The sequence below is a fragment of the Celeribacter halophilus genome (genome assembly GCF_900114135.1).
In the GTDB taxonomy this organism is placed as follows: domain Bacteria; phylum Pseudomonadota; class Alphaproteobacteria; order Rhodobacterales; family Rhodobacteraceae; genus Celeribacter; species Celeribacter halophilus.
This window is the reverse complement of the sequence record NZ_FORY01000018.1, coordinates 1-26,454: the sequence shown is the minus strand read 5'-3', so window position 1 is coordinate 26,454 and position 26,454 is coordinate 1. Positions and strand designations below refer to the sequence as shown.

Sequence of the window (26,454 nt, the reverse complement as noted above, 5' to 3'; positions counted from 1 at the left end):
CATCGACTGTGTATGACACGGTCTGTTTAACCTTCGCCGGAGATAAGGAAAATCTCACCGGTTGCTTCCAGGTCGCGGATCGTTGCGACCACCGCGTTCATTGCCACTTCTGCATCGCTGTCCGCAACTTGTCCGATCGCCTCCATTTCTTCTCGCAACCCTTCGGCCATACGTTTGGAGATGTTGGAGAGGATAAACTCTGTCGAGTGCGCCTCTTCTTCCTTGGCCCCCGCCAGCGCGGTGATCAATTGGTCTTGCGGGATGCTGCGCACCAGTTTGGGCACGTCGCGCGGATCAATCCGACTGGCGATATTGGCATAGGTGAAGATATTGCGGCGCACTTCTTCGGCAAAGCTCTTGTCGGTTTTTTCCAGCCCCTCCAACACGCCCTCTCGGGTGCGCGACGAGGAGAAATTGAGAATCGCTCCAACGCGCTCCGGCGGTTCATCGGAGAAGGCCTGACTCGGTTGTGCATCCAGCTGCGCGACCAGAGAGAGCCCGATGCGCTGCACCACCTCGGGAGTCACCGAAGAGGTAAGCGACACAGCATAGGCAACGCGGCGGGCGCGTTCGCCGGGCAACATGGACATGAGTTGCGCGGCTTTGGACACCTGGAGTTTGGAGAGCATGATGGCGCCGACCTCGACGCTTTCTTCCTGTAAAATCGGCAGGAGACGAGAAATATCAACCTCCGCAATCCGTTGCCACGGATCTCCCAGAAGGGAAAATCCTGCATTCGTGCGCAGTTTGGAGGCCGTTGTGCCGGAAATCGTGCCCTCCAGAACACTGAGCGCCCCTTCCAACCCGCCGGGGAAACTGAGACCGATCGAGTCCAGTTCTTCGAGAAATTCCTCTACAACGGCGGTCAGCGTGTCCTTATCAATATAGCGCAGATCGGTGAGCTGATGGGCCAGTTCAACCTGCATCTCCTCCGGAAATGTGGCCAGCGGCAGTTTCACATCCTGCGCGGCCATGAGTTTCACGATGATCGCGGCCTTGGTCTTTTTCGGAAGTTTCGCAGGCATACGCGAGACTGGAGACGGCATGTCAAAGCCCCCCATATCCCCGGCGGTTCCCATTTGTCCAAGGTCGGGGAGTGCCCCCATGTCATCCGAAATCTGCGGCAGTCCGTCCACGCGTGCCTCTTAACCGTTTGAGTGAATCTCTTCGGGAGGAGCATGACGCAGGAGCCTTAACGTAAGGTGACCAGCGACGGATATTTCGCAAAATATTTCGGCGCATTTATATAAAAATCTCCCGAAAACGACGTGCGCTTTCGGGAGAGTCTGTCTCGTTCATAATGATTTCTTAAGGTTTTGGCGCTTTCTTATTCGCCGAAGACCCGTTTGAAGATCGTGTCGACATGTTTCGTGTGGTATTCCATGTCGAATTTTTCGTTGATCGCATCCTTGCCGAGGGCCTTGACCACGTCCTCATCGGCGAGAAGTTGTTCGCGGAAATCGACGCGATCTTCCCAGACTTTCAAGGCGTTGCGCTGCACCATAGCGTAGGCGTCTTCGCGTGACACGCCGGCTTGGGTCAGGGCCAGAAGCACGCGCTGGCTCATGACGAGGCCGGGGAACTTGTTCATGTTGTCGAGCATGTTGTCGGGGAAGATCAGCATTTTCTCGACGACGCCAGCCAGACGGTTGAGCGCGAAATCAAGTGTTACCGTGGCATCCGGCCCGATGCCGCGTTCGACGGAGGAGTGCGAAATATCACGCTCGTGCCAAAGTGCGACATTTTCCATCGCGGGCACAACGGTCATGCGGACAAGACGGGCCAGACCGGTCAGGTTTTCGGTCAGCACAGGGTTTTTCTTGTGCGGCATGGCCGATGAGCCTTTTTGGCCCATGGAGAAAAATTCCGCGCCCTCAAGCACTTCGGTGCGCTGCATGTGGCGGATCTCGATGGCGACATTCTCGATGGAGGAGGCGATCACACCGAGTGTGGCAAAGAACATGGCATGACGGTCACGCGGGATGACCTGCGTCGAAATCGGTTCGGGTTTGAGGCCCATCTGGGCGCAGACATGTTCCTCGACCGCAGGATCGATATTGGCAAAGGTCCCGACCGCACCGGAAATCGCGCCGGTGGCAACTTCTTCGCGGGCGGCTTTCAGGCGCGCCTTGTTGCGGTCCATCTCGGCGTAGAACCGCGCGAAGGTGAGGCCCATGGTGGTGGGTTCTGCGTGAATGCCGTGGGAACGGCCCACACGCACGGTCATTTTATGCTCCATCGCGCGCGTCTTGAGCGCGGCGAGCACCTTGTCGAGATCGGCCAGAAGGATGTCGGCAGCGCGGACCAGCTGCACGTTGAGGCAGGTGTCGAGCACATCCGACGAGGTCATGCCCTGATGCACGAAACGGGCTTCTTCGGAGCCGACATGCTCCGCCAGATGCGTGAGGAAGGCAATGACGTCATGTTTGGTCACGGCTTCGATTTCGTCGATGCGATCCACATCGAATTCGACATCCTTGGCTTTCCACACAGCATCGGCATTTTCCTGCGGGATCACGCCGAGCTTGGCCTGAGCGTCGCAGGCATGCGCCTCGATCTCATACCAGATTTTGAATTTCGTGGCGGGTTCCCAGATGTCGGTCATCTCTTTGCGGGCATAACGGGGGATCATCGGCAGGCCTTTCGATTAACAGGTCGCGGCTGTCTTACGGGGAAGGGGCCGAACGCGCAAGTCTGCGGGCGTATTCGGGCCAAAAACAGTGCCGATGGACGGTCCCGCGCATTGCTATCCACGCGGGGCGCGGCATATGAAACGGCGAGACATGACACATGAGGAACGCAGGGCAATGATGATCCGACTGGAGAACTTCACCGGCCTGTGGTCGATGGCACGCGAGATCGACGACCGGCGCACGGGTCAGTGCGCCACGCTGACCGGCACCTGCCATTTCAGCATGGATGAAACCGGTACGCTGCGACAAGACGAGCGCGGAGTGCTGCATATGCCGGAAACTGCGCAAAGTTTCGAAGCAGAACGGCGCTATTTCTGGCGGGCCGATGCCGAAGGGATCGCCGTGTTCTTCGAGGACGGGCGGTTCTTTCATACCTTCGATCCGAACGCGCCCGCACCGCACGCCGATCACGCTTGCGCCCCGGATGCCTATAGCGTGCGCTACGCGTTTTCAAACTGGCCGGACTGGTCCGCGACATGGCGCGTGACGGGACCGCGCAAGGATTATGTGAGCGTCACGCGTTATACCCGTCAAACTGTTGAAATGGAGGGCTGCGACACCTGATCGAGCGGCTTTGCCCTCGTGTTCAACCGGTCTTTCTGATGGTCCAAATACTCAAAAAGCCCCGCAGATGCGGGGCTTTCCAAAATCTTGAGGCGTAGGGTTTACGCTTTGGCCAGATTGCGCAGCACATAGTGCAGCACACCACCGTTTTCGACATATTCGATCTCGGGGGCGGTATCGATCCGGCATTTCACCTTGATGGTTTTGGTCGTGCCATCGGCATAGGTGATGTCGCAATCGAGCGTTTCCAGCGGTTTCACACTGTCCAGCCCTTTGATCGTCACGGTCTCGTCGCCGGTCAGGCCGAGCGTCTTGCGCGTATCGCCGTCTGTGAATTCGAAGGGGACCACGCCCATGCCGACGAGGTTCGAACGGTGGATCCGCTCGAAGCTCTCCGCAATCACGGCCTTGACGCCCAGAAGCGCCGTGCCTTTGGCCGCCCAGTCACGCGAAGAGCCCGCGCCATACTGTTCGCCGCCAAAGACGACGAGCGGTGTGCCCTGTTCCTGATAGGCCATTGACGCATCAAACACCGAGGTTTGCGCCCCGTTTGGGCCTTTGGTGTAGCCACCTTCAACCCCGTCGAGCATCTCGTTCTTGATGCGGATATTGGCGAAAGTGCCGCGCATCATGATCTCGTGGTTGCCGCGACGCGAGCCGTAGGAGTTGAACTCGCGCACCGGCACGCCGCGCTCGGTGAGGTATTTGCCCGCAGGGGTCGATTCCTTGAACGAACCGGCCGGAGAAATGTGGTCGGTGGTGACCATGTCGCCGAGGATAAGCAGCGGCTTTGCGTCGATGACGTTCTGGATCGTGCCTTTCTCGGCCCCCATGCCTTGGAAATAGGGCGGGTTCTGGATGTAGGTCGATTCCGGTGGCCAGTCATAGGTGTCGCTGTCGGAGACCTCGACCGCCTGCCATTTCTCGTCGCCTTTGAACACATCGGCGTATTTCTTCAGGAAGGCTTCGCGCGTCACGGTCTTTTCGACCAGTTCCGCAATCTCCGCATTGGTCGGCCAGATGTCTTTCAGATAGACATCCTTGCCGTCCTTGTCCTGACCAAGAGGCTCGGTGGTGAGGTCGATATTCATGTCGCCCGCGATGGCATAGGCCACAACCAGCGGCGGGGAGGCGAGGTAGTTGGCGCGCACATCCGGCGAAATCCGGCCCTCGAAGTTGCGGTTGCCCGAAAGCACGGCGGTGGCGATCAGGTCACCCTCTGCGATGGCTTCCGACAGTTCCGGCGCGATGGGGCCGGAGTTGCCGATACAGGTGGTGCAGCCATAGCCCACGAGGTTGAAGCCGATGGCGTCGAGGTCTTCTTGCAGACCGGCGGCCTCCAGATATTCCGTCACCACCTGCGAACCGGGGGCGAGCGAGGTTTTCACCCAAGGCTTGCGGTTCAGGCCAAGCGCGCGGGCCTTGCGGGCCACGAGACCTGCACCGATCATCACATAGGGGTTCGAGGTGTTGGTGCAGGACGTGATCGAGGCGATCACCACCGAGCCGTCATGCAATTCGTAATCCTGACCTTTGACGGCTTGGGATTTGTTGATGTCGACGGATTTCGTGGCGGCGGGGCCTTCTTCGACCATGTCTTTGGCGGCGTCGGAGACGTCGATGCCACGGTATTCGGCCACCACTTTGGCAAAGGAACATTTGGCTTCAGTCAGCGCGACATAGTCCTGCGGGCGTTTCGGGCCGGAGATCGCGGGCACGATGGTGCCCATGTCGAGATGCAGGGTCGAGGAGTAGATCGGTGCGTAATCCGCCCCGCGCCACAACCCGTTCTCTTTCGCATAGGCTTCGACCAGCGCGATGCGGTCCTTTTCACGGCCGGTCTGTTCGAGATAGCGCAGGGTTTCCTGATCAATCGGGAAGAACCCGCAGGTGGCGCCGTATTCCGGTGCCATGTTGGCAATGGTGGCGCGTTGCGAGAGCGGCAGGTTGTCGAGCCCGTCGCCGTAGAATTCCACGAATTTGCCGACAACGCCGTGTTCGCGCAGCATTTCCACCACTTTGAGCACGAGATCGGTGCCGGTGGTGCCTTCGACCATTTCGCCGGTGAGTTTGAAGCCCACCACTTCTGGGATCAGCATGGAAATCGGCTGGCCGAGCATGGCGGCCTCGGCTTCGATCCCGCCAACACCCCAGCCGAGCACAGCCGCGCCGTTCACCATGGTGGTGTGGCTGTCCGTGCCCACAAGCGTGTCGGGATAGGCCACTTCGACCCCGTCAGGGTCTTTGTCGGTCCAGACCGTCTGGGACAGGTATTCGAGGTTCACCTGGTGACAGATGCCCGTTCCCGGCGGCACAACGCGGAAGTTTTCAAAGGCGGTCTGGCCCCATTTGAGGAACTGGTAGCGTTCCATATTGCGTTCGTATTCGCGGTCCACGTTCATCTGGAACGCACGCGGGTTGCCGAATTCGTCGATCATCACCGAGTGGTCGATCACCAGATCGACGGGCACCAGCGGGTTGATCTTTTCCGCATTCCCTCCGAGCGCCTTGATCCCGTCGCGCATGGCGGCCAGATCAACTACGGCGGGCACACCGGTGAAATCCTGCATGAGCACGCGGGCAGGGCGGTAGGCAATTTCGCGCGGGTTCTTGCCGCCGTTCTTAGCCCATTCGCCAAAGGCCTTGATGTCATCGGTGGACACGGAAAACCCGCCATCTTCAAAGCGCAGGATGTTTTCCAGCACCACCTTGAGCGCGGCGGGGAGCTTGGAGAAATCTCCGAAACCGGCCTCTTGGGCCGCGGGGATGGAATAATAAGCAAATGTCTTGCCATTCACGTCGAGATTTCGGCGGGTTTTGGCGGTGTCTTGACCAACAACAACAGTCATGGGGTGACCTCCGGGTCTGTGAAACTTCGTTGCGGACCGAGTGAGTCCGTTTACGTGGCGCTCTTTCAGATGTAGCCGTTTTGCGGGATTTTTCAATCATGTTGCGCGGAAATGCACCGCGCGTCTTGCGCAAATGTTCGGCTTGTCCTGAGGGCGGGGTTTGCGGGCGATCCTTTTGGCTTGCCCGTCCAGTTTACCTGTTTCGTGTCTGTGTGGCTCTCCTTTTCTTTACTGCGTCATCCGGACTGTGGAGACGGTCTGTGGAGCAGGGCGCGGGCAGGGACTATGCCTTTGTGTAAAACTGGCGTGGAGCTTTCACGCGAAAGGTTTTAAACCAGATTTTAACCCGCACCCCTCACTGCCGCTTGCAACCGGATGAGGCATGGTATACTTTTGCATACAAATAATTCGGGAGTCGGAAAAGGCAAGAGGTTGCACTCCGGCTCCCGCTCTTTCTGTCACCAACCGTCAGGGAACGTCATGAGCTTGTACACCGACTACCTAACCGAGATTGAAACCCGCAAGTCCGAAGGGTTGCACCCCAAGCCCATCGACGATGGCGCACTGGTCGCAGAGCTGATCGAAAACATCACCGACAGCGCCAGCCCCTATCGCAAAGACTGCCTCAATTTCTTCATCTACAACACCCTGCCGGGCACCACATCGGCCGCAGGTGTGAAGGCAGCCTTCCTCAAGAAGATCATCCTTGGCGAAGTCGAGGTGCCGGAAATCACACCGGATTTTGCCTTTGAACTGCTCTCCCACATGAAGGGTGGCCCGTCCATCGGCGTGCTTCTTGATGTCGCACTCGGTGAGGATGAAGCCAAGGCGAAACAGGCCGCCGAGGTTCTGAAAACGCAGGTCTTCCTCTATGAGGCCGATATGGAGCGCCTCGAAGCCGCCTATAAGGCCGGCAACGCGGTGGCCAAAGAGCTGCTGGAAAGCTACGCCAAGGCCGAATTCTTCACCAAGCTCCCCGAGGTCGAGGAAGAAATCAAGGTCGTCACCTATATTGCCGCCGAAGGTGACATCTCCACCGACCTTCTCAGCCCGGGCAATCAGGCGCACTCGCGCTCCGACCGCGAGTTGCACGGCAAATGCATGATCTCGCCGGAAGCGCAGGCGGAAATTCAGGCGCTGCAAAAAAAGCACCCCGATGCGCGCGTCATGCTGATCGCGGAAAAAGGCACGATGGGCGTGGGCTCCTCGCGGATGTCCGGCGTCAACAACGTGGCGCTGTGGACCGGCAAACAGGCCAGCCCTTATGTGCCCTTCGTGAACTTCGCACCGGTTGTCGCCGGCACCAACGGCATTTCGCCGATCTTCCTGACCACCGTGGGCGTGACCGGCGGGATCGGGCTTGATCTCAAGAACTGGGCCAAAAAACTCGACGCCGATGGCAACCCTGTTCTCGACGAGAACGGCGATCCGGTGCTGGAGCAGACATACTCGGTGGAAACCGGCAAGGTTCTGACCATCAACACCAAAGAGAAAAAGCTCTATGATGCCGACGGCACCGAGCTTGTGGATGTCTCCTCTGCCTTCACCCCGCAGAAGATGGAATTCATGAAGGCGGGCGGCTCTTACGCCGTGGTCTTCGGCAAAAAACTCCAGACTTTGGCTGCCGATATTCTTGGCGTCGAAATTCCGCTGGTCTTTGCACCGTCAAAAGAGATCACCAACCCCGGTCAGGGCCTGACCGCCGTTGAGAAAATCTTCAACAAAAACGCCGTGGGCGTGCTCGCGAAAGAGCCGCTGCTCGCCGGTTCCGATGTTCGCGTCAAGGTGAATATCGTCGGCTCTCAGGACACCACCGGCCTCATGACCTCGCAAGAGCTCGAAGCGATGGCTGCCACTGTGATTTCGCCTTCTGTTGACGGGGCTTATCAATCCGGCTGTCACACTGCTTCGGTTTGGGACAAAAAGGCGCAGGCCAATATCCCCAAACTCATGGCCTTCATGAACAAATTCGGCCTGATCACCGCGCGCGATCCCAAGGGCGTCTATCCGGCCATGACGGACGTGATCCACAAGGTGCTCAACGATATCACCGTGAGCGACTGGGACATCATCGTGGGTGGCGACAGCCACACGCGCATGTCCAAAGGCGTGGCCTTCGGGGCCGACTCTGGCACTGTGGCGCTGGCACTGGCCACGGGCGAGGCGACCATGCCGATCCCCGAGTCTGTCAAAGTGACCTTCAAAGGCGAGATGAAGGATTACATGGACTTCCGCGACGTTGTTCACGCCACACAGGCGCAGATGCTCAAGCAATGCGGCGACAACGTCTTTCAGGGCCGCGTGATCGAAGTGCATATCGGCACGTTGCTGGCCGACCAAGCCTTCACCTTCACCGACTGGACCGCAGAGATGAAGGCGAAAGCCTCGATCTGTATCTCCAATGACGACACGCTGATCGGCTCGCTGGAACTGGCGAAATCCCGTATTCAGGTGATGATCGACAAGGGCATGGACAATGAGGCGAAGACGCTTCAGGGGCTGATCGACAAGGCGGACAAACGGATCGCCGAGATCAAATCCGGCGAGAAACCGGCGCTCAAACCCGATGACAATGCGAAATATTTCGCGGAAGTCGTCGTGGACCTCGACCAGATTGTCGAACCGATGATCGCTGACCCCGACGTGAACAACGCCGATGTGTCCAAGCGCTACACCCACGACACCATTCGTCCGGTCTCCTACTATGGTGCCGAGAAAAAGGTCGATCTGGGCTTTGTCGGTTCCTGCATGGTGCACAAGGGCGACATGAAAATCGTCGCGCAGATGTTGAAAAACCTCGAAGAAGAGAACGGCAAGGTCGAATTCAAAGCCCCGCTCGTGGTGGCCGCTCCGACCTACAACATCATCGACGAGTTGAAAGAGGAGGGTGACTGGGAAGTGCTCCAGAAATACTCCGGTTTCGAATTCGACGATCTCTTCCCGAAAGCACAGGCGCGCACCGAATACGAGAACACGCTCTATCTCGAACGTCCGGGCTGTAACCTCTGCATGGGCAACCAGGAGAAGGCCGAAAAGGGCGACACCGTTCTGGCCACCTCGACCCGCCTGTTCCAAGGCCGCGTTGTGGAAGACAGCGCAGAGAAGAAAGGCGAAAGCCTTCTGGCCTCGACCCCTGTGGTGGTGCTCTCCGCCATTCTGGGCCGCACGCCGACGCTCGACGAGTATAAATCTGCGGTCAAGGGCATCGACCTGACCAAATTTGCACCGCCCGTCGAAGTGCCGAGCACTACGAAATCGGCGCATTTCTAAGTCACTGGGCGAATAGAGATCCCGAAGGGGCGGCACACAGTGTCGCCCTTTCCCGTTTTGTGCCCTCGCAAAGGCGCACCGTGGCCAAGCTGCGACGCTCATAGCTCTGTAACGACTTATCGCAATTCCTTGATTGGCCTCACGGGCGCATTCGTCTTAAACCTGTTGCGCAACCAACGGAGCCTTCATGCGACAGATTCTGGCAGCCTTTTCTCATATCCTCCCTTCTCATCTTTTGAGAGGCGGGATTCTGGCTGCGTCTCTGGCTCTGCCAGTGGCTGCGCCCCTTGCCGCACAGGACAGCATGGCCAACCCCCATCCGCCGCTTGTGGTGGTGGAGCTGTTCACCTCTCAGGGCTGTTCCTCCTGTCCTCCGGCGGATGAGATGATGACGGAACTGGCTGGTCGTGACGATGTTCTGCCGCTCTCGCTCCATGTGGATTACTGGGATTACATCGGCTGGCGCGACAATTTCGCCAAGCCGGAATTCACCTTGCGGCAAAAGGCTTACGCCCATGCCGTTGGCAAACGCACCATCTACACGCCGCAACTGATCGTGCAGGGCGCGGATCACCTCGTGGGGGCCAAGCCCATGCGTCTGGTCGATCTCATCATGCGTCACCGGAGCAAGCCGGCGGCGCCTGTGTCCTTGTCCGTCTCGGTCAAAAACGACCAGCTTCACATCGTCGCCACGCCCACCGGCGCGCTGCCGCCGCTGATGCGCTTGCAGATCGTGCGCTTTGATCCCCATGAGCGCGTGGCCATCACCCGTGGCGAAAATGCGGGCCGTGATGTGGAATATTCCAATATTGTCACCGAATGGCGGCCTCTGGCGGACTGGAACGGCGCGGCGCCCTTGGCGGTTTCGCTCGATCTTGAGGGGCCGGATCACGCTGCGGTCATCCTACAGGCCGCCGGTCCGCAAGGCCCCGGTCCCATTCTGGCCGCTGTACGTGCGGAAACAGATCACTAAAATCCTTTGTAATAAGTCCGCAGGCTCTTAATCCTGCGTAAAGGCTTGGCTGCTAGAACGGTCCCGTATTCGCCAAAGCGACCATGACGGAGATCGATATGCGCCCAGATTCCCTGTGTTTTCCTCTGATGTCCCGCACGCGCCATTCACTTCTGCGCCTGTCTTTTAGGGGCTATGCGATCCTAAGCGCCGCGCTGCTCCTATGGGTTGGCGGCCTTTTGCCCGCGATGGCCAGCGAAAGCGGTGACAAAACGCGGGTCGAAGAGGCCCTGCGCAGCTATTTTGAAACGGAGATGGCTGACCTCATTAAGGAATCACTATTGCTCGTCGCCCTGCGGGAGCAAAATGCCCGCACAGCCGAGTTGAGCGACGCGGAGATTTTGGACCTCGACCAACAATGGCGCGAACAGTTGCAGCAGGAGGAGCAGCCTTTGCTTGATACGGTTCTCAAGGGACGCCCTGCGGAACTGCTTTTGAACAAGGTCGCTATGGCGGGCGGTGAGATTTCGGAACTGTTTGTCATGGATGCGCGCGGGCTGAATGTGGCCTCTGCAACCGCGACCTCGGATTACTGGCAAGGGGACGAGGCGAAATTCCAGAAGTCCTTCGGGCAGGGGGCTAACGGGATGGAGATTGGCGAGATCGAATTTGATCCCTCCACCGGCGTGTCACAGGCTCAGGTCTCCGCCACGATCACAGACCCGACGTCGGGCGAGCCGATTGGTGCTGTGACTGTGGGGCTTGTTGTGGACCTGTTACTGTGACGTGTCCTCGCTCATCGCCTTTTTGAGAACATCTTCCGCATCCTTCGGCAACCGCTCCGGTTTCCAGCGGCGATGGATCCAGAACCATTGCTCCATATGCTGACGGGTGATGGCCTCCAGACTGTCATTGAGCGCCTGCGCCATCTCTTCCGGTGTGCTGTGGGGAATGGGGGCTTCGACCCGAACGCGGAAATTCAACCCGTCTTCAAGACGCACGCCATAAATCGGCACCAAGAGCGCATCGTATTTGAGCGCAAGCTCGGCGGCAGAAAGCGCGGTGCGCGCCGGTTTGCCAAAGAAACTCAGGATCGCGCCGTGGCGCACATAGACATCGGAGAGAAAGCCGATCATGCCACCGGATTTCAGATGTTTCAGCAGCTTTGCATAACCTCTGCGCCCGCGTGGAAAGAGCGGCTGTCCGATGGTGCCGATGGCTTTGACATAATGCGCGTTGAAGAACTTGTTCTTCATCGGGTTGTAAAGCGAGCCGACATCATAGCCATGGGCGATGAGCGCCGCACGCGGCGCGTCATAATTGCCGAAATGCCCCGTGTGCAGGATCACGGGACGCCGGTTGTCACGCGCCTCGCGCAAAATCCCGGCTCCTGGGCCTTCCAGCCGGATGTCTTTCATCTTGGCGATAAATTCGGGGCCGGAATAGATCTCGATCAGCGTGCGTCCCGCATTGTTCGGCACATCGCGCATTAGCCGTTTGACCTCGGCCTCGGGAAGCTCCGGCATCACATGGTGGAGGTTTTCGCGCACCCTTTTGCTATACCCCGCCAAAGGCGCAAAAACGCGCGACATGAACCAGCCCATGAACCGCACACGGCTTTTATAGGGCAAAGCGAGTGCCAGAGACAAAAGCCCCCGGGTTGCAAGATTGCCAAGATATTGCCCCAGCGTGCCTTCGATCTCACCGCGTTTGATGTTCATGGCTGACCCATTTCTTCGGGCACAGGCTGCGCCGTGCCGCTCTTGCGTTCCCGTTGCCAGACATAGAGCCCGGCCGCGACGATCACAAGAGCACCGAGCACGGTCCAGCGGTCGGGCAGGGTGCCAAAGACCACAAACCCCCAACCGGAAGCCGCGAGAAGTCCCACATAGGAAAACGGCGCGATGACGGAGGCTTCTGCCACGGCATAGGCACGGATCATCATCAACTGACCCAGCGTCCCGATGCAGCCGATCACCGCCATAAGCGCGATTGCCATCCCGTCAGGCGCCACCCAGCGGAAGGGCACAATCAGACTCAGGATCGCGGTGCAGATCAGACCGGAATAAAGCAATCCGGTCAGCGGGCTTTCCTTCAGCCCGATATAGCGCGTGGCCAGTGCATAGCCCGCCAGACAGAGGGCGGTGCCCAGCGGCCAGAGCGCGGTGGGAGAAAAGACGGCTGCACCGGGACGGATGATGATCAAGGCCCCGATCAGCGCCGCGCCGATTCCGGCCATGCGGCGCGGGCCGACCTTTTCGCCCAGAAAGAGTGCTGCTCCCAAGGTGATCAGCACAGGGGCAAGATCGGCCACGGCTGTGGTCTCCGCCAGACCCTGTGTGCGCAGTGCGCCAAAGAAACAGGCCGCCGCGCCAAGCTGCATCAAGCCGCGGGCGAGTTGTAGCCAAGGGTGCTGGGTCACAAGGGCGCGTCTCAGGCGCAGTGCAAAGACCAGAACCAGCAGCAAAAGCTGACCTCCATAGCGCGCCCAGAGCACTTGGGACAGGTCAACCCGTTCCCCCAAAAGCTTGGCGGTCATGTCCATCGACGAGAACACGATGATGGAGATCAGCATGTAGAGGATGCCGCGCGATTGCGCGGGCAGGCGGGAAAACCAGATCATCCGGTGACGCTATGTGCGGCGTTGGGTTTTGTCCAGATGGTCAGAGCTATGGGCCTCCGACCATCCGCCGCGCTTTGCCTGTGGATCAGTCGCGCCCACGGTAGGGTTTGACATATTGCATCGCCATATCCCACGGGAAGAAAATCCATGTGTCCTGAGACACTTCCGTGATGTAGCTGTCCACTTGCGGGCGGCCTTTGGGCTTGGCGTAAACAGTGGCGAAATGCGCGTTCGGGTAGAGCGAGCGCACGAGTTCCAGCGTTTTGCCGCTATCCACCAGATCGTCGATGATCAGCACGCCGGTGCCATCGCCCATCATGTCCTCATTCGGGGAGTTGAGCACCTCGGCCTCGGACTGGCTTTGGTGGTCATAGGATTTCACGGAGATCGTATCGACCGTTCGGATGTCCAGCTCGCGTGCGATGATCATGGCAGGCGCCATGCCGCCGCGCGTGATGGCCACGATGGCACGCCATGCGCCGTCATCGGGACCTTTGCCATCCAGACGCCATGCCAGCGCGCGGCTGTCACGGTGAATCTGGTCCCAACTGATGTGAAAGCCTTTTTCGTGGGGCAGGCGCTCGGACATCTCTTTCATCCTTTCATCAAAATGGCGGGGCCGGTCAGGTGCTGGCGATCCGAAGCCCGAATATGGCGATCATCCCGCCGAGGGCACGGTCGGTCCAGAGCTTGGCTCGGCCATAGGCTTGTCGTGCTTTTTGCCGCGAAAACACGCGGGCGACAATCACATACCACAGGGTTTCGTCAAAAAAGACGAAAAACAATAATATCGCCTTAACGCCAAGGGAGGTTTCAGGCGGGATCAGCCCTGCAAAAACGGCTCCGAAGAAGATGGCGGGTTTCGGATTCGACAGTTGGGTCATGAGACCGAGTCGCACCGCATTGGCCAGAGAGCGCGGGCTGGCCAGCGTTGTGGCGTCCGGCAGCGGGTCACGCGCGTGGCGCAGGGTTTTGAGCCCGATCCAGATGAGGAACAGCCCGCCTGCGATTTTGAAGATCATGTAGGCGCGCGGGAAAATTTCAAACAGGACCGACAGGCCGGACATGGCAGCGATGGCCCAGATCACAGCACCGGCACCGAAGGCAACGGCAAGACCGAAGGCGGGGCGGAACCCTTCGGAGGCAGCGGTGCGCACGCTGACCACGAAAGAGGGGCCGGGGCTCATGGCCGCGATGAGGTGGATACTCAGGATCGACAGGAAAACGGTCGGTGTCATGCGGTCTTTCCTCCCAGAAGGTGCAGACAAAAACGGGAGCCGAAGCCCCCGTTAGAAATAGTATATCTGTGGCGGATCAGCCCTTTGACATATCGGGGGCATCCACGGCTTTCATGCCCACGACATGATAGCCCGCGTCCACATGGTGCGTCTCGCCCGACACGCCAGAGCCCAGATCGGACAGCAGATAGAGCGCGGAGCCGCCCACATCGTCGATGGTCACATTGCGGCGCAGCGGCGAGTTGTATTCGTTCCACTTCATGATGTAGCGGAAGTCCCCGATGCCTGAGGCGGCCAGCGTCTTGATCGGACCGGCGGAAATGGCGTTCACGCGAATGCCGTCCTTGCCCAGATCCTCGGCCAGATAGCGCACGGAGGCTTCCAGAGCCGCCTTGGCCACGCCCATCACATTGTAATGCGGCATGACACGTTCGGCACCGTAATAAGTCATGGTGAGCATGGAGCCGCCCTCGGTCATCAGCTTCGCCGCGCGCTGTGCAACGGCGGTAAAGGAGTAGACCGAGATGTCCATTGTCAGATTGAAATTGGCGCGGGTGGTGTCGACATAGCGACCGCGCAATTCGTTCTTGTCGGAAAAGCCGATGGCATGAACGATAAAGTCGATCTTGCCCCATTTTTCCTTGATCGCGTCAAAGAGCGCATCGATGGAGGCCTCTTCGGACACATCACATTCCACGACGAAATCAGAACCCAGCCGCTCGGCCAGAGGGATCACGCGTTTCTTCAGTTGCTCGCCCTGGTAAGAGAAGCACAGCTCTGCCCCGTGTTCGGAAAGCGCTTTGGCGATGCCCCATGCGATTGATTTGTCATTCGCGAGGCCCATAATCAGCCCGCGCTTTCCTTCCATCAGTTTGCTCATGGCGTCCTATTATCCGCTTATTATTGGTGTTGAAACGTGCTTTAGGGGTTTTGCGCAAAGCGATCAAGTGTGGCCCCGGTAAATTCGTGACGTGGGGTCACACGGAAGGCCGCAAACCGCCTGTGCGGCGCTGTGGCTCAATGCTGCGCCCTTGTCGGACCGCAAGGTTCGGATTATCGAGAGAGGGATCAAAAGGAGAGCCGCCATGATGCCACGCAAAGGTATTTTCAAAGGAGACGACCCGTTCGAGATTTCGCGGCGTTGGTTGAAAGAAGCCGAAGCCAAGGAAATCAACGACCCCAACGCCATTGCGATTGCGACGGTGGATGGCGACGGGCTGCCTAATGTGCGCATGGTGCTGCTCAAGGAAATCGCCGATGATGCTTTCGTCTTTTTCACAAATTACGAGAGCGCCAAGGGGCAAGAAATTGAAAATGCAGGAAAAGCTGCATTTGTGATGCATTGGAAAAGCCTGCGCCGGCAGGTGCGTGTGCGCGGTTTGGTGACACGCGAAACTGCCGAGGCTTCGGATGCCTATTACAAATCGCGCGCACTGGGATCGCGAATTGGCGCATGGGCCAGCAAGCAGTCGCGCCCGCTTGAAAGCAAGGCTGCGCTGATGGAAGCTGTGGCCAAAGAGGGCATGAAACACGGTCCCAATCCGAAGCGCCCGCCGTTCTGGGGCGGCTACCGGATCACGCCGCTGGAGATCGAATTCTGGGCCGATGGCGAGTTCCGTCTGCATGACCGCTTCCGCTGGAGTCGCGCCACGCCGCAGGATGCGTGGGAAATTGTCCGCTTGAATCCTTGAGTATTGCTTGACGTTGGGTAAACCTGCCTCTTGCACAAAAAGACAGGCGGAAGAGGGTTGAACCTTCGGGCGTATTGTCACAGGGTCGCGCCGGGATGAGGGGCAGGTGCCCCCTGTGATGGGCCGGTCTTTTGGATTGGCCCTTATTGAGTAAAAGAGACAATGAACGACACAGATTTGGGGAATATCGTTTCGGGGCATGTAAAATGGTTCGATCCGACACGCGGTTTTGGGTTCGTGGTCGCCGATGATGGTGGTCCGGACATTTTGTTGCATGCGAATGTGCTGCGTAACTTCGGACAAAGTTCTGTGGCGGATGCCGCCGAGGTACGTCTCGTTGTGCAAAGCACGGATCGCGGCGTGCAGGCGATCGAGGTGCTGGAAATCGCTCCTCCGGCGCCCGGAACCGGTCCGGTGCTTGAAGACCTCGAAGAGGTGGACGAGGAGAGTCTGAACCTGCCGCTGGAGCCCGCGCGCGTGAAATGGTTCGACAAGGGCAAAGGCTTTGGTTTTGCAAATGTTTTCGGGCGTCCCGAGGATGTTTTTGTGCATATCGAAGTGCTGCGCCGCTCCGGTTTGGCCGATTTGATGCCCGGTGAGGCCGTTGGTCTGCGGGTGATCGAGGGACGTCGCGGTCGCATGGCGGCGCATGTCACCGCTTGGGATGTGGCTCTGCGTGAAGCGGAGCAGGACGAGGCGTTTGATGACTGATCTGCGGGGCCTGCTGTCGTGGGCCTGCGCAGGCCTGATTGCCGGAGGGATCACCCTCTCGCCAGTGCCGCTTCTGGCCGAAAGCCATTGCCGTGCCGATGAGGTCATTGTGACCAGTCCGGATGCGAACGGGGCTGACGTGGTCCGCTTTTCTGTCGAAATTGCTGATGATGCCGAAGAACGCGCCTTGGGGTTGATGAACCGTCCGGAGATGGCGCGTACGCATGGCATGTTGTTCGTTTATGAAAAGCCGCAGCCGGTGGCCTTCTGGATGGCGAACACGCTAATTCCGCTTGATATGATCTTTGTGGACCGGCGCGGAGTTGTGACCCGTGTCCATGAGGAGGCCGTTCCACTGGATCGCACGGCGATTCCCGGTGGGGATGCGGTTTTCGCCGTTTTGGAGATCAACGGCGGTCTGGCCAAGGCGCTCGACATCCGTCCGGGCGATGTGCTGCGCCATCCTGCGTTCGGGAATGATGCAGTTGATCCCTGTTTTAAGTGAATAAGCTCTTTTCAATCGCGTTTTCTCGGGTTAGGAGAGGCGCACGGTCGGGGCGTGGCGCAGTCTGGTAGCGCACCTGTTTTGGGTACAGGGGGTCGTGAGTTCGAATCTCGCCGCCCCGACCACTTTTACTCACATCTCTTCACACTATCATCGCGGTCCACGTCATCACTGTGTCATGCTGTTCATTGGGGCGGGGTTGGCGGATGCGTGTTTATGGCATGTTTGCCTATGCTCTGCGTGCCCGACAGATGTCCGACACTTGTCCGACAGCAATCCGACGGTGTTCGAAGGGGGGAAACCTATCGCTCGTTGAGATGGGTTAAGAGGCGAGTCTCTCCGAATCCTAAATGGAGTCGTAGCCTTTTCAGAGACCCTGTCATAAAAATGATTCGCATTTTTGTATGGGTAGGGAGACCACATGCTCTTGTGGGGGCATGGGGCGATTTTCTGGCTCAAAATGGCCTTGGAACAGCGTTTTTCCGTAGGAATACGGGATTTTCCGCCTTTGTCCACTCTGGGTTGAGCCACTATATGTTGTGTGCCTATCTTCCGGGCACTCACAGTGCCGTGAGCAGAAAATTGCGGATTGAGACAATCTTTCAGTTATCCACATGGGCTTGTTTATAATCTTAACGAGTTTCCGGAAACCTATGGGAAACAAAGGAAAAAGAGTTAATGGCTCAGTGGGCGAATCGAAGTGTCCTGTGGGTAAATTTCGTCAAATGATTTTTGCAAAACAAAAGTGTAAATTTTGCGTTGACCGACAGGCAGGAGCGCTGCACATTGTGGGAGCCGGTTGGGTAATGCACTACATTTAGTGTCTCTCGAGCGGCGAGGGACAAGGGTCTTTGGGGGACTTAACCGCGCAGGGCTGGCTCCGGTTTTCGCAGGAATTGCGGGAAAACATCGGAAGCAGCGTATAAAAACAGGGTTTTTCCACCGAAGATCTGCCGATGATCACAGACGAATCTGTTACGCGACCGATAGCCACCGGCTCCTCGGAGCGGGAAGGTTATGTTCGTAAGGATCAGAGGTCTTTCTCGCTGCTGCGACACAAGATGTAGATGATCGGCGCGGGTATAAATGAGCGCCACAAGCGCGGTAGTGAGATGGTTGGGGCAAAATGAAGATCGAGCGGAAATTTACGGCAGCAGATCAGGACGCTTATGCGGATCTGGAGTTCACCAGAACCTCCTCGGAAATTCGAAATCCGGACGGAACGGTGGTTTTCAAGCTCGATGATTGCGAAGTCCCCGCAAAGTGGTCACAGGTCGCCTCCGACGTGATCGCCCAGAAATATTTCCGCAAGGCCGGCATCCCGGCCGCCCTGAAAAAAGTCCGCGAAAAAGGCGTCCCGTCCTTCCTTTGGCGCTCCGTTCCCGACGAGGAAAAACTGGCACAACTTCCTGAAAACGAACGGTTTGTTGGCGAGACGTCTGCGAAACAGGTGTTCGACCGCCTGGCTGGCGCATGGACCTATTGGGGCTGGAAAGGCGGCTATTTCACCTCTGAAGAGGATGCCAAAGCCTATTACGATGAAATGCGTTTTATGCTCGCCGCGCAGATGGGTGCGCCCAACTCGCCGCAATGGTTCAACACCGGTCTGCATTGGGCCTATGGCATCGATGGACCGGGGCAAGGGCATTACTATGTTGACTACAAGACCGGCGAGCTAACACGGTCGTCCTCTGCCTATGAACACCCGCAGCCTCACGCCTGTTTTATTCAATCCGTGGCCGATGATCTGGTCTCCGACGGCGGGATCATGGATCTTTGGGTGCGCGAGGCGCGTCTGTTCAAATACGGTTCCGGCACGGGCACCAACTTCTCCAGCCTACGTGCGGCGAATGAAAGCCTCTCCGGGGGTGGTAAATCCTCCGGACTTATGGGCTTTTTGAAAATCGGCGATCGCGCGGCAGGAGCAATCAAATCCGGGGGCACCACGCGGCGCGCTGCCAAGATGGTGATCTGCGACATGGATCACCCCGATATTGAAGAGTTCATCAACTGGAAGGTGATCGAAGAGCAGAAGGTGGCCTCCATCGTCGCTGGCTCCAAGATGCACGAACGCCAGTTGAACGAGATTTTCGACGCCATCGGCACATGGGACGGGGCCGAGGACGATGCCTTTGATCCGAAGAAAAACCCTGCGCTGAAAGCGGCCATCAAAGGCGCGAAACATTGCGCCATTCCCGAGACCTACGTCAAACGGGTGCTGGACTACGCCAAGCAGGGCTATTCCTCCATCGAATTCCCGACCTATGACACGGATTGGGATTCCGAGGCTTATGCCTCCGTCTCCGGTCAGAATTCCAATAACTCCGTGCGCGTCACGGATGCCTTCCTCAAGGCCGTGAAAGACGATGCCGAGTGGGAACTTCTGCGCCGCACGGATGGCGGCGTGGCCAAGACGGTGCGGGCGCGTGATCTCTGGGAGCAGGTGGGGCACGCTGCTTGGGCCTGTGCCGATCCGGGCATCCAGTTCCACGACACGATCAATGCATGGCACACCTGTCCCGAAGATGGCGCGATCCGCGGCTCGAACCCGTGCTCGGAATATATGTTCCTTGATGACACGGCCTGTAACCTTGCCTCGATGAACCTGCTGACCTTCCTGCATGACGGTGTGTTCGATGCGGAAAGCTACATGCATGCGACCCGCATCTGGACGCTGACGCTGGAAATCTCTGTGATGATGGCGCAGTTCCCCTCAAAAGAGATTGCTCAGCGCAGCTATGACTTCCGCACGCTGGGGCTTGGCTATGCCAATATCGGCGGGCTGTTGATGAACATGGGGCTGGGCTATGACAGCGACGAAGGCCGCGCGATGACCGGCGCCTTGACCGCGATCATGACCGGTGTGTCCTATACGACCTCGGCGGAGATTGCCGGTGAACTGGGGGCGTTTTCGCGCTTTGAGGCGAACCGCGAGCACATGCTGCGCGTCATTCGCAATCACCGCACCGCCGCCTATGGCAAGGCCACGGGCTACGAAGGGCTTGAGGTCAAGCCGGTTGCTCTGGATCACGAAAACTGCCCCGACGCGCATCTGGTTGCACTCGCCAAATCCGCATGGGACGAGGCGTTGGCGCTGGGTGAAAAACACGGTTACCGCAATGCGCAGGTCTCTGTGATCGCGCCGACGGGGACCATCGGTTTGGTGATGGATTGCGACACCACGGGGATCGAGCCGGATTTCGCACTGGTGAAATTCAAGAAACTCGCCGGTGGCGGTTATTTCAAAATCATCAACCAATCCGTGCCCGCCGCCCTCGAAAAACTGGGCTACGGCTCGGCAGAGATCGAAGAGATCGTGTCCTATGCCGTGGGGCATGGCACGCTTGGCAATGCGCCTGGGATCAACCACACGGCACTGATCGGTCACGGTTTTGGCCCTGCACAGATCGAAAAGATCGAAGCGGCGCTGCCCTCGGCCTTTGACATCCGTTTTGTCTTCAACCAGTGGACGCTGGGCGAGGAATTCTGCACCGGAACACTGGGGATCCCGACGGAGAAGCTCAACGATCCGACATTCGATCTGCTGCGCAGCCTTGGTTTCACGAAACAGGACATTGAAGCGGCCAATGACCATGTTTGCGGGACCATGACACTGGAAGGTGCGCCGCATCTCAAAGAAGAGCATTATCACATCTTCGATTGCGCCAATGCCTGTGGTCGCAAGGGCACGCGTTACCTGTCGGTTGAAAGCCACATCACCATGATGGCCGCCGCACAGTCGTTCATCTCGGGAGCGATCTCCAAGACGATCAATATGCCCAATGACGCCACCATCGAGGACTGTCTGAAAGCCTATGAGTTGTCATGGTCTCTGGGCACCAAGGCCAATGCGCTCTACCGCGACGGCTCGAAACTGAGCCAGCCGCTCGCCTCCGCGCTCATCGAAGACGATGACGAGGCCGAAGAAATTCTTGCCACCGGCACTGCACAGGAAAAGGCGCAGGTTCTGGCCGAGAAAATTGTCGAGAAAGTCGTGATCAAGGAAGTGGCGCGCGGGCGGGAAAAACTGCCCAGCCGTCGCAAGGGCTACACCCAGAAATCCATCGTTGGCGGGCATAAGGTCTATCTGCGCACCGGTGAGTATGAGGATGGCAAGCTCGGTGAAATCTTCATCGACATGCACAAAGAGGGCGCCGGTTTCCGCGCGATGATGAACAATTTCGCCATCGCCGTCTCCGTGGGGCTGCAATACGGTGTACCGCTTGAAGAATTCGTCGATGCCTTCACCTTCACCAAGTTCGAACCGGCCGGCATGGTGCAGGGCAATGACTCGATCAAGAACGCGACCTCGATCCTCGACTATATCTTCCGCGAGTTGGCGGTGAGCTATCTGGATCGCACCGATCTGGCCCATGTCAAACCGCAAGGCGCGTCGTTTGACGATCTGGACAAAGAGGCCGCCGAAGGTGTCTCCAACATCAAAGCCCCGTCTGAAAGCGCCTCGGCCAAGTCCATCGAAGTGCTCAAGCAGATTTCTTCGACAGGCTACCTGCGCAAACGCCTGCCGCAAGACCTTGTGGTGCTGCAAGGCGGGATGCAGTCGGGCGGGGTCGCACTGAATGGCTCCGTCGATCCGGAAGCGGCGCTGCACGCCTTGGTGCCGGAAACCAAGACTGCGCCTGCGTCGCCGGATCAAACGGCGCTGTCTTCAGGGACTATCGCCATGAGTGCGCGCGACAAGGCCAAGATGCAGGGCTATGAGGGCGAGGCCTGTGGCGAATGCGGCAACTACACGCTGGTGCGCAACGGCACCTGCATGAAATGCAACACCTGCGGCAGCACTTCGGGCTGTTCGTAAGGGGAAGGACACGACCATGAACCTTGTTTTCGACATCGCAGGCCAGCTGTGTGCTGCTGATCGTGTGACCATGAAGGGCAACACGCTCGAAGCGGAATTCGACCGCAATGTGATGGGCGCGCTGGCAGATGCCTATGACCGCGCCCATGCGGTCTCGGTCCTCGGCGTTCCGTCGCTTTCGGTGACCTATTCGGTTCAGGACTACCGCGATGCAGGGGAGGCGGGCTGTAAGGCGGTGTTCTCCGTCAACAGTTCTGCGGGTCGTGTGCTGCACTAAAGGGCGCAGACAAGAGTTTCAGGAGCGGATGCGTTCGCTCCCGACGCGGATCAGGTCGCAGGCAAATAATCTACCGGGCGGTATAAATAGTGAGCCTGATCAGCGAACCTCAGGGGGCCATATTGGCTCCCCTTTTTTCTTTCAAGATGTGAGGTTGATCGGAATGACGCTGGGCTGAGCGAAGTATTTGATCTTTTACTTTACCTCGCCGTCCCGAGCAAAAAAAGCGCTCAATGGTGCCGCTGCGGATATTCAAAAAATCTCTGGGATTTTGGGGACAGATATTGATCGTGCAATGCGCCAAACTTTTCAAAGAAGGGTAGGGCAATCTGTACAGCTTGGTGACCATCTTTTCCAGGATCAACGGCTACTTCGTGGTCAGTTCCGCGTTTGTCCAGCTTGCCTTCGGAATGATATCGGTTCTGATCTTACAGATATCACCGCGTTGAATGCATATGCACGGATGACGTGGTCAATCAGCTGTTTTCGTGTTTGCCCACAGCATCAACTGTTTTTGGTGCATTCACCAGAACCTGGTCCGTCTCATGAGTTCAATCAAACCTGGGAGGCATGGCTCCCCGAAACACTGGATGGTGAGCTGGACCAGAAAAGCAATAATGGTGCGTTGTATGAACGCCATGTTGCTCGGGTATTGGCAGGAGAAAACTTTCCGCTCGGTTGGTCTGACGCTTTTCCTCTTGATGCGCTGGGATCGCTCTGCGAAATCATGAACGCCGCAAAAGTATTTGGACCTGGCCGTCAGATCTTTGATTGCAGTCCGATAGACATTGCTCTCGCGATGGATGAGGGATTCAGGATATTTGCTCAAGGGCGCGATGCAGTGATTGCGCTCTTGATGGATTTGAGAACGCGCCCTGGTGAGTCACAATGGAGACCACAAGGGCGCTACGGCCTTGTTTATGAATGGCTGAAACGTGGAGCTGGTGCCGCGCCCGAATATGAGCCGATGAAAACCTTGCTGCGTGAACATATTCTCGAAAGTTGGCCTTTAGACACCGGTACCGATGTGTTGGGGCATCGCCTCGAAAAACGGAGGTTCCATTCCGCTCTAAGTGCAGCGCATGATTATGGGAATAGGCCGCAACACGTCATAAATCTGATGAAAGATGCAGGCATATCTGGCACGCTGAACCTGCCCGAGGTGGAACAGATCTATGCCGCCACAGACGTTCAAAATGTCGTCGGCGCTATATCTGGGGCAATTAGTATGTCAAAAGCGCAGCAATTCCTTGGAGTGACGCGCACACAAATGCAAACGTTGATATCTGCCGGATACTTGACCCATTCGGTTGGAGGCGATCATGCACGCCCTCGATTCTCAGAGGAGGACATTACTCAATTTTTGGAACGGCACGCGGGTTTTCCTGTGGTGCAGGAAATGCCGTGGCACCCGAGAGGGTATGATATTGCTTCTGCTGCACGTAAATACGGCGTGAGCGTCGCTGTTGTCTACGAGGCTGTATTGTCGGGTGAGCTCTCAAAAACAACACGGGCGTCTGACAATCTTCAGTTTTCTGAGATACGCCTCAACATTGAAGAGGCGGACCGGGTTTTCGGTCGCGAATATCCCAAAGGGTGGCAAACGATCAGCAAGGTTTCCAAAGAGTTAGGGATTAGTGTCACCTTTTTGCGTGAATTGGCTGAAAAGGGATATCTGGACCTCCGTGGTGATCAAGATGACAGAACCCATCAGGGCAAGACGGTCGTGAACTCGGACAGTTTGCGTGCATTTGCTGAAACCTATGTATCAAGGCGCCTTCTCGCACGGCGAAATGGTGTTCAGGTGCGTGAGGTTCAAAAACGCATGGATGCAGCGGGTATTCCTATCTTGGAACACTCGGTTGACGGTACAGAATGGATCGTCGAACAGGATGCTATCTCGTGCGTGTAGGGGTTAAATGGACGCGAGGGATGGCCTAATACGGTTAAGCGGCCATTTAATCCCAACCAGAGCCAATCTGTCATACTGCATCGGGCACGAAGGTCGGCAATGCGCAGGAAGCGCCCTTTGCAAAGTAGAGGCGTGATGCGGTTGGCGGGAATGAGAATCTTGTAAGTGAAACTTTCACTTACAAGATTGTGCGCTTCAAGGTTTCTGAAGGTTTTTCACCGAAACGTTTGCGATAGGCCTTTGCGAACTCACCCATATGTATATAGCCCAAACTTGCTGCAATCTGGCTAACTGTTTGTTCTTGATCACTGGAGAGTAATTCACTGCGCGCAACTTGTAATCTTTGCTCCCGAAGAAATTGACCAGGTGTGCAACCTCTGAATTTCTTGAAATTCATTGTGAGGTTTCTGACACTGATGTCAAGGGCTTGCGCAATCTCGGTCAGTGTTGGTGCATCTGCAGCATGCTCGACCATATAGTCTTCCGCCATCCGGATGACGCGGGGAACGATAACGTGTTCTTCGGCGGAGAGATCAAGACCAGCTTGTGCGGCCCAGCTCTCAAGAAGGTTTACGCTGAGAGTTTCTTCAACATGCCTTATATTCCGGCTTGATAGCGGATGCGACGTTTCAGAAATCAATCTCATTACATAGTGTAGGCAGGCATGCCAACGGGTCCCACGCCCACCGAAACTGGTCCTAAACTGCCATGTTTTGCGGGCTGGGATATTGCCAAACCAACTGTAACTGACCTCGTCTAATAACTTTGGGTCGAATGCTAACTGATTTTGAATATTATCTTCGCTCAATTGGCTATGATGATCGCCTTCAGAGAGGTCGAACACAAAGCTCATATCTTTGCCGTTGATGCGGGCTTCCTGACCATCCAGTTGAGGTCGTGCATGGCCTTGTATGTTGGTCGTTGCGATAACAGGTGCTGCTGAATATCCCTCAACATCGATGCGTGCAGATGTTCCATACATCGTCCGAGTAACCCCGATGCGACCCACTTGCAGGGCATGGAGCATACCAATAGGCTCAACGGACCTTTCCAAAGCGGTGATCTGTATCGAGGCAACGCGTTCACGACCCCACTCGTGTACGTCTTCCCAACTCTTGATCGGCTTTTCCTGAGCTTGACGGACTTGTGGTGTTTCTGTGTCTAAAAAAGGCGTACCCTTCATGAGCGTCCACCTTGGGCATTGGCTGTTTTGTATCTTTGGGCTTCTCCGAAACACAGTTCTTTTGTGCCGAGATGGCGATGCCGATATCTGCCGAACAGCAGAATATTCAGAAAATAAATACAATTCCTCAAGAGATCCCCATCAACTCATGCGTGAATCAAACAAAATCACCTCAACCTAGGTGAGGTTATTCGGGTATTCATACATTTTTTTTTGGCTGCGTTTATATCTAAAGGCGCAACCAGCATACATATTTGCCGCCAACAGATAGATGTGTCCATTTTGCGACTGAACGACGAAGACCGTGACCTTATAGGGAAAGTTGCGGAAGCGATGTCGGGAAGTGCTTTGGTCTTTGTCAATGGACGGCTAGGGGGTGATTTCAGGAGATCGGTGCTTGAATTCGAAAGTCTATACAATTCAAGCATTGGGCGGGGTGTTGTTGCTGGTATTCTTGGGCGCGCATTGCGTGAAGAACACTTCATTTGGGGGTTTGGCCAAATCCCTTCGATGCATCACGAAGACCCGCGCCCTGTGAAGTGACGCCATTACTTCGCTTCAAAGAGCCTCAATGACCGATTTTCGCCCCACGCAGCTGCTTCGGTCTCCTAGCACGTGCAGTGATTTCTGTTCTGCGCGCTCATGTGGCGAGAAAAACAAATGAACAAGTTGCGCTCAAACCGGACTTGCGGCGGTGCGACACGAAAATCTTGACCTTGCAGGCTTGGGTATGACCAACCGTATGACCGGTCCCTGCCCATGGCGGACATTCTAGCTCACGCAAGTCATAGATGTTCTGTTGAGCTACAAAGAATAGAAGGAGGGTTTCCGTGTCATTGAGCTACCCCCCGAAATTCGGACAGTGACGTAAGCTACGATTTGCAGTCTGCTGATCTTCGACGAAAAGGAGATCAGAGATGTCGAAACGCAAACAACATGCGCCTGAATTTAAGGCGAAGGTCGCGCTGGAAGCCTTGAAGGGTGAGGAGACCGCCGCCGAGCTGGCAAGCCGGTTCGGGGTGCATCCGACGATGATCCATCAATGGAAACGTGCGCTCTTTGAGGGCGCCTCCGGCGTGTTTGAACGCGGTGGCAGAAAGAATCCCGAGATCAATGAGGAGCAGGTGAAGGAACTCCACGCCTAGATCGTGGGGTAAGTCCGCGAAC

General features: G+C 57.1%; 20 protein-coding genes and 1 tRNA gene. 12 read left to right on the top strand and 9 right to left on the bottom strand.

Translation table 11 applies throughout. The annotated features are described in order from the left end of the window. Window positions 1-26: 26 nt before the first annotated feature. Together BM152_RS15355 and purB are read right to left on the bottom strand one after the other, a co-directional pair. Window positions 27-1,136: a flagellar motor switch protein FliG gene (locus BM152_RS15355; protein WP_231730501.1), complete on the bottom strand. Its 1,110-nt coding sequence runs from the start codon at window positions 1,134-1,136 to the stop codon at window positions 27-29. 191 nt (window positions 1,137-1,327) lie between these two features. Next, a complete protein-coding gene (purB, locus tag BM152_RS15350) occupies window positions 1,328-2,632 on the bottom strand; it encodes an adenylosuccinate lyase (protein ID WP_066601584.1) in 1,305 nt (434 codons plus the stop codon). A 136-nt stretch (window positions 2,633-2,768) separates the two neighbouring features. On the opposite strand from purB, the gene BM152_RS15345 reads away from it, so the two are divergent. Beyond that, window positions 2,769-3,257: a DUF6314 family protein gene (locus tag BM152_RS15345; RefSeq protein WP_158527965.1), complete on the top strand. Its 489-nt coding sequence runs from the start codon at window positions 2,769-2,771 to the stop codon at window positions 3,255-3,257. A 101-nt stretch (window positions 3,258-3,358) separates the two neighbouring features. Here the strand turns inward: BM152_RS15345 and acnA are convergent, their stop codons facing one another. After that, window positions 3,359-6,106: an aconitate hydratase AcnA gene (gene acnA / locus BM152_RS15340; RefSeq protein ID WP_066601574.1), complete on the bottom strand. Its 2,748-nt coding sequence runs from the start codon at window positions 6,104-6,106 to the stop codon at window positions 3,359-3,361. Between the two features lie 480 nt (window positions 6,107-6,586). Here acnA and BM152_RS15335 point away from each other — a divergent pair, with 480 nt between their 5' ends. The 3 genes from BM152_RS15335 (at window position 6,587) to BM152_RS15325 (ending at window position 11,113) form a co-directional block, all read left to right on the top strand. Further along, complete coding sequence (locus tag BM152_RS15335) at window positions 6,587-9,376, top strand: bifunctional aconitate hydratase 2/2-methylisocitrate dehydratase (RefSeq protein ID WP_066601571.1); 2,790 nt, start codon at window positions 6,587-6,589, stop codon at window positions 9,374-9,376. A 187-nt stretch (window positions 9,377-9,563) separates the two neighbouring features. Then, window positions 9,564-10,349 carry a DUF1223 domain-containing protein gene (locus BM152_RS15330; RefSeq protein WP_082715317.1) on the top strand — a complete coding sequence of 262 codons (786 nt, stop codon included), beginning with the start codon at window positions 9,564-9,566 and terminating at the stop codon, window positions 10,347-10,349. Between the two features lie 98 nt (window positions 10,350-10,447). After that, window positions 10,448-11,113 carry a PDC sensor domain-containing protein gene (locus BM152_RS15325; RefSeq protein ID WP_139222519.1) on the top strand — a complete coding sequence of 222 codons (666 nt, stop codon included), beginning with the start codon at window positions 10,448-10,450 and terminating at the stop codon, window positions 11,111-11,113. Here the strand turns inward: BM152_RS15325 and BM152_RS15320 are convergent. The 5 genes from BM152_RS15320 to fabI all read right to left on the bottom strand — a co-directional run bounded on the left by BM152_RS15320 (window position 11,105) and on the right by fabI (window position 15,069). Next, on the bottom strand, window positions 11,105-12,049 hold the full coding sequence (locus BM152_RS15320) for a lysophospholipid acyltransferase family protein (RefSeq protein WP_074914410.1): 945 nt from the start codon (window positions 12,047-12,049) through the stop codon (window positions 11,105-11,107). The two genes, BM152_RS15325 and BM152_RS15320, sit on opposite strands and share 9 nt — an antisense overlap. Beyond that, complete coding sequence (locus BM152_RS15315; protein WP_066601566.1) at window positions 12,046-12,951, bottom strand: DMT family transporter; 906 nt, start codon at window positions 12,949-12,951, stop codon at window positions 12,046-12,048. Before BM152_RS15315 ends, BM152_RS15320 begins: the two co-directional genes overlap by 4 nt. Before the next feature lie 85 nt (window positions 12,952-13,036). Further along, window positions 13,037-13,540 (bottom strand): xanthine phosphoribosyltransferase, encoded by a 504-nt coding sequence (gene gpt / locus BM152_RS15310; protein ID WP_066601564.1) that lies wholly within the window; start codon window positions 13,538-13,540, stop codon window positions 13,037-13,039. A 34-nt stretch (window positions 13,541-13,574) separates the two neighbouring features. Then, window positions 13,575-14,189, bottom strand: a complete 615-nt coding sequence (locus BM152_RS15305) for a LysE family translocator (protein ID WP_066601557.1) — start codon at window positions 14,187-14,189, stop codon at window positions 13,575-13,577. A 76-nt stretch (window positions 14,190-14,265) separates the two neighbouring features. After that, on the bottom strand, window positions 14,266-15,069 hold the full coding sequence (fabI, locus tag BM152_RS15300) for an enoyl-ACP reductase FabI (RefSeq protein WP_066601553.1): 804 nt from the start codon (window positions 15,067-15,069) through the stop codon (window positions 14,266-14,268). Window positions 15,070-15,274: 205 nt separating this feature from the next. Here fabI and pdxH point away from each other — a divergent pair, with 205 nt between their 5' ends. The 7 genes from pdxH to BM152_RS15265 all read left to right on the top strand — a co-directional run bounded on the left by pdxH (window position 15,275) and on the right by BM152_RS15265 (window position 24,104). Then, window positions 15,275-15,880, top strand: coding sequence for a pyridoxamine 5'-phosphate oxidase (gene pdxH / locus BM152_RS15295; protein ID WP_066601552.1), 606 nt, complete (start codon window positions 15,275-15,277; stop codon window positions 15,878-15,880). 162 nt (window positions 15,881-16,042) lie between these two features. Beyond that, window positions 16,043-16,591, top strand: a complete 549-nt coding sequence (locus BM152_RS15290) for a cold-shock protein (RefSeq protein WP_066601548.1) — start codon at window positions 16,043-16,045, stop codon at window positions 16,589-16,591. Then, window positions 16,584-17,096 carry a DUF192 domain-containing protein gene (locus BM152_RS15285; RefSeq protein WP_066601541.1) on the top strand — a complete coding sequence of 171 codons (513 nt, stop codon included), beginning with the start codon at window positions 16,584-16,586 and terminating at the stop codon, window positions 17,094-17,096. Before BM152_RS15290 ends, BM152_RS15285 begins: the two co-directional genes overlap by 8 nt. A gap of 48 nt (window positions 17,097-17,144) precedes the next feature. Further along, a tRNA-Pro gene (locus BM152_RS15280) sits at window positions 17,145-17,221 on the top strand. 1,001 nt (window positions 17,222-18,222) lie between these two features. After that, a complete protein-coding gene (locus BM152_RS15275) occupies window positions 18,223-21,915 on the top strand; it encodes a vitamin B12-dependent ribonucleotide reductase (RefSeq protein ID WP_066601540.1) in 3,693 nt (1,230 codons plus the stop codon). Window positions 21,916-21,931: 16 nt separating this feature from the next. Next, on the top strand, window positions 21,932-22,192 hold the full coding sequence (locus BM152_RS15270) for a hypothetical protein (RefSeq protein ID WP_066601535.1): 261 nt from the start codon (window positions 21,932-21,934) through the stop codon (window positions 22,190-22,192). 187 nt (window positions 22,193-22,379) lie between these two features. Then, a complete protein-coding gene (locus BM152_RS15265) occupies window positions 22,380-24,104 on the top strand; it encodes a TniQ family protein (RefSeq protein WP_074914405.1) in 1,725 nt (574 codons plus the stop codon). Between the two features lie 178 nt (window positions 24,105-24,282). Here the strand turns inward: BM152_RS15265 and BM152_RS15260 are convergent, their stop codons facing one another. Next, entirely contained in the window at window positions 24,283-25,287 is a 1,005-nt protein-coding gene (locus BM152_RS15260) for an AraC family transcriptional regulator (protein WP_066601530.1), read from the bottom strand. Between the two features lie 917 nt (window positions 25,288-26,204). Between BM152_RS15260 and BM152_RS15255 the strand changes: the two genes are divergently transcribed. Continuing rightward, on the top strand, window positions 26,205-26,432 hold the full coding sequence (locus tag BM152_RS15255) for an IS3 family transposase (protein ID WP_066598943.1): 228 nt from the start codon (window positions 26,205-26,207) through the stop codon (window positions 26,430-26,432). Window positions 26,433-26,454 lie beyond the last annotated feature (22 nt).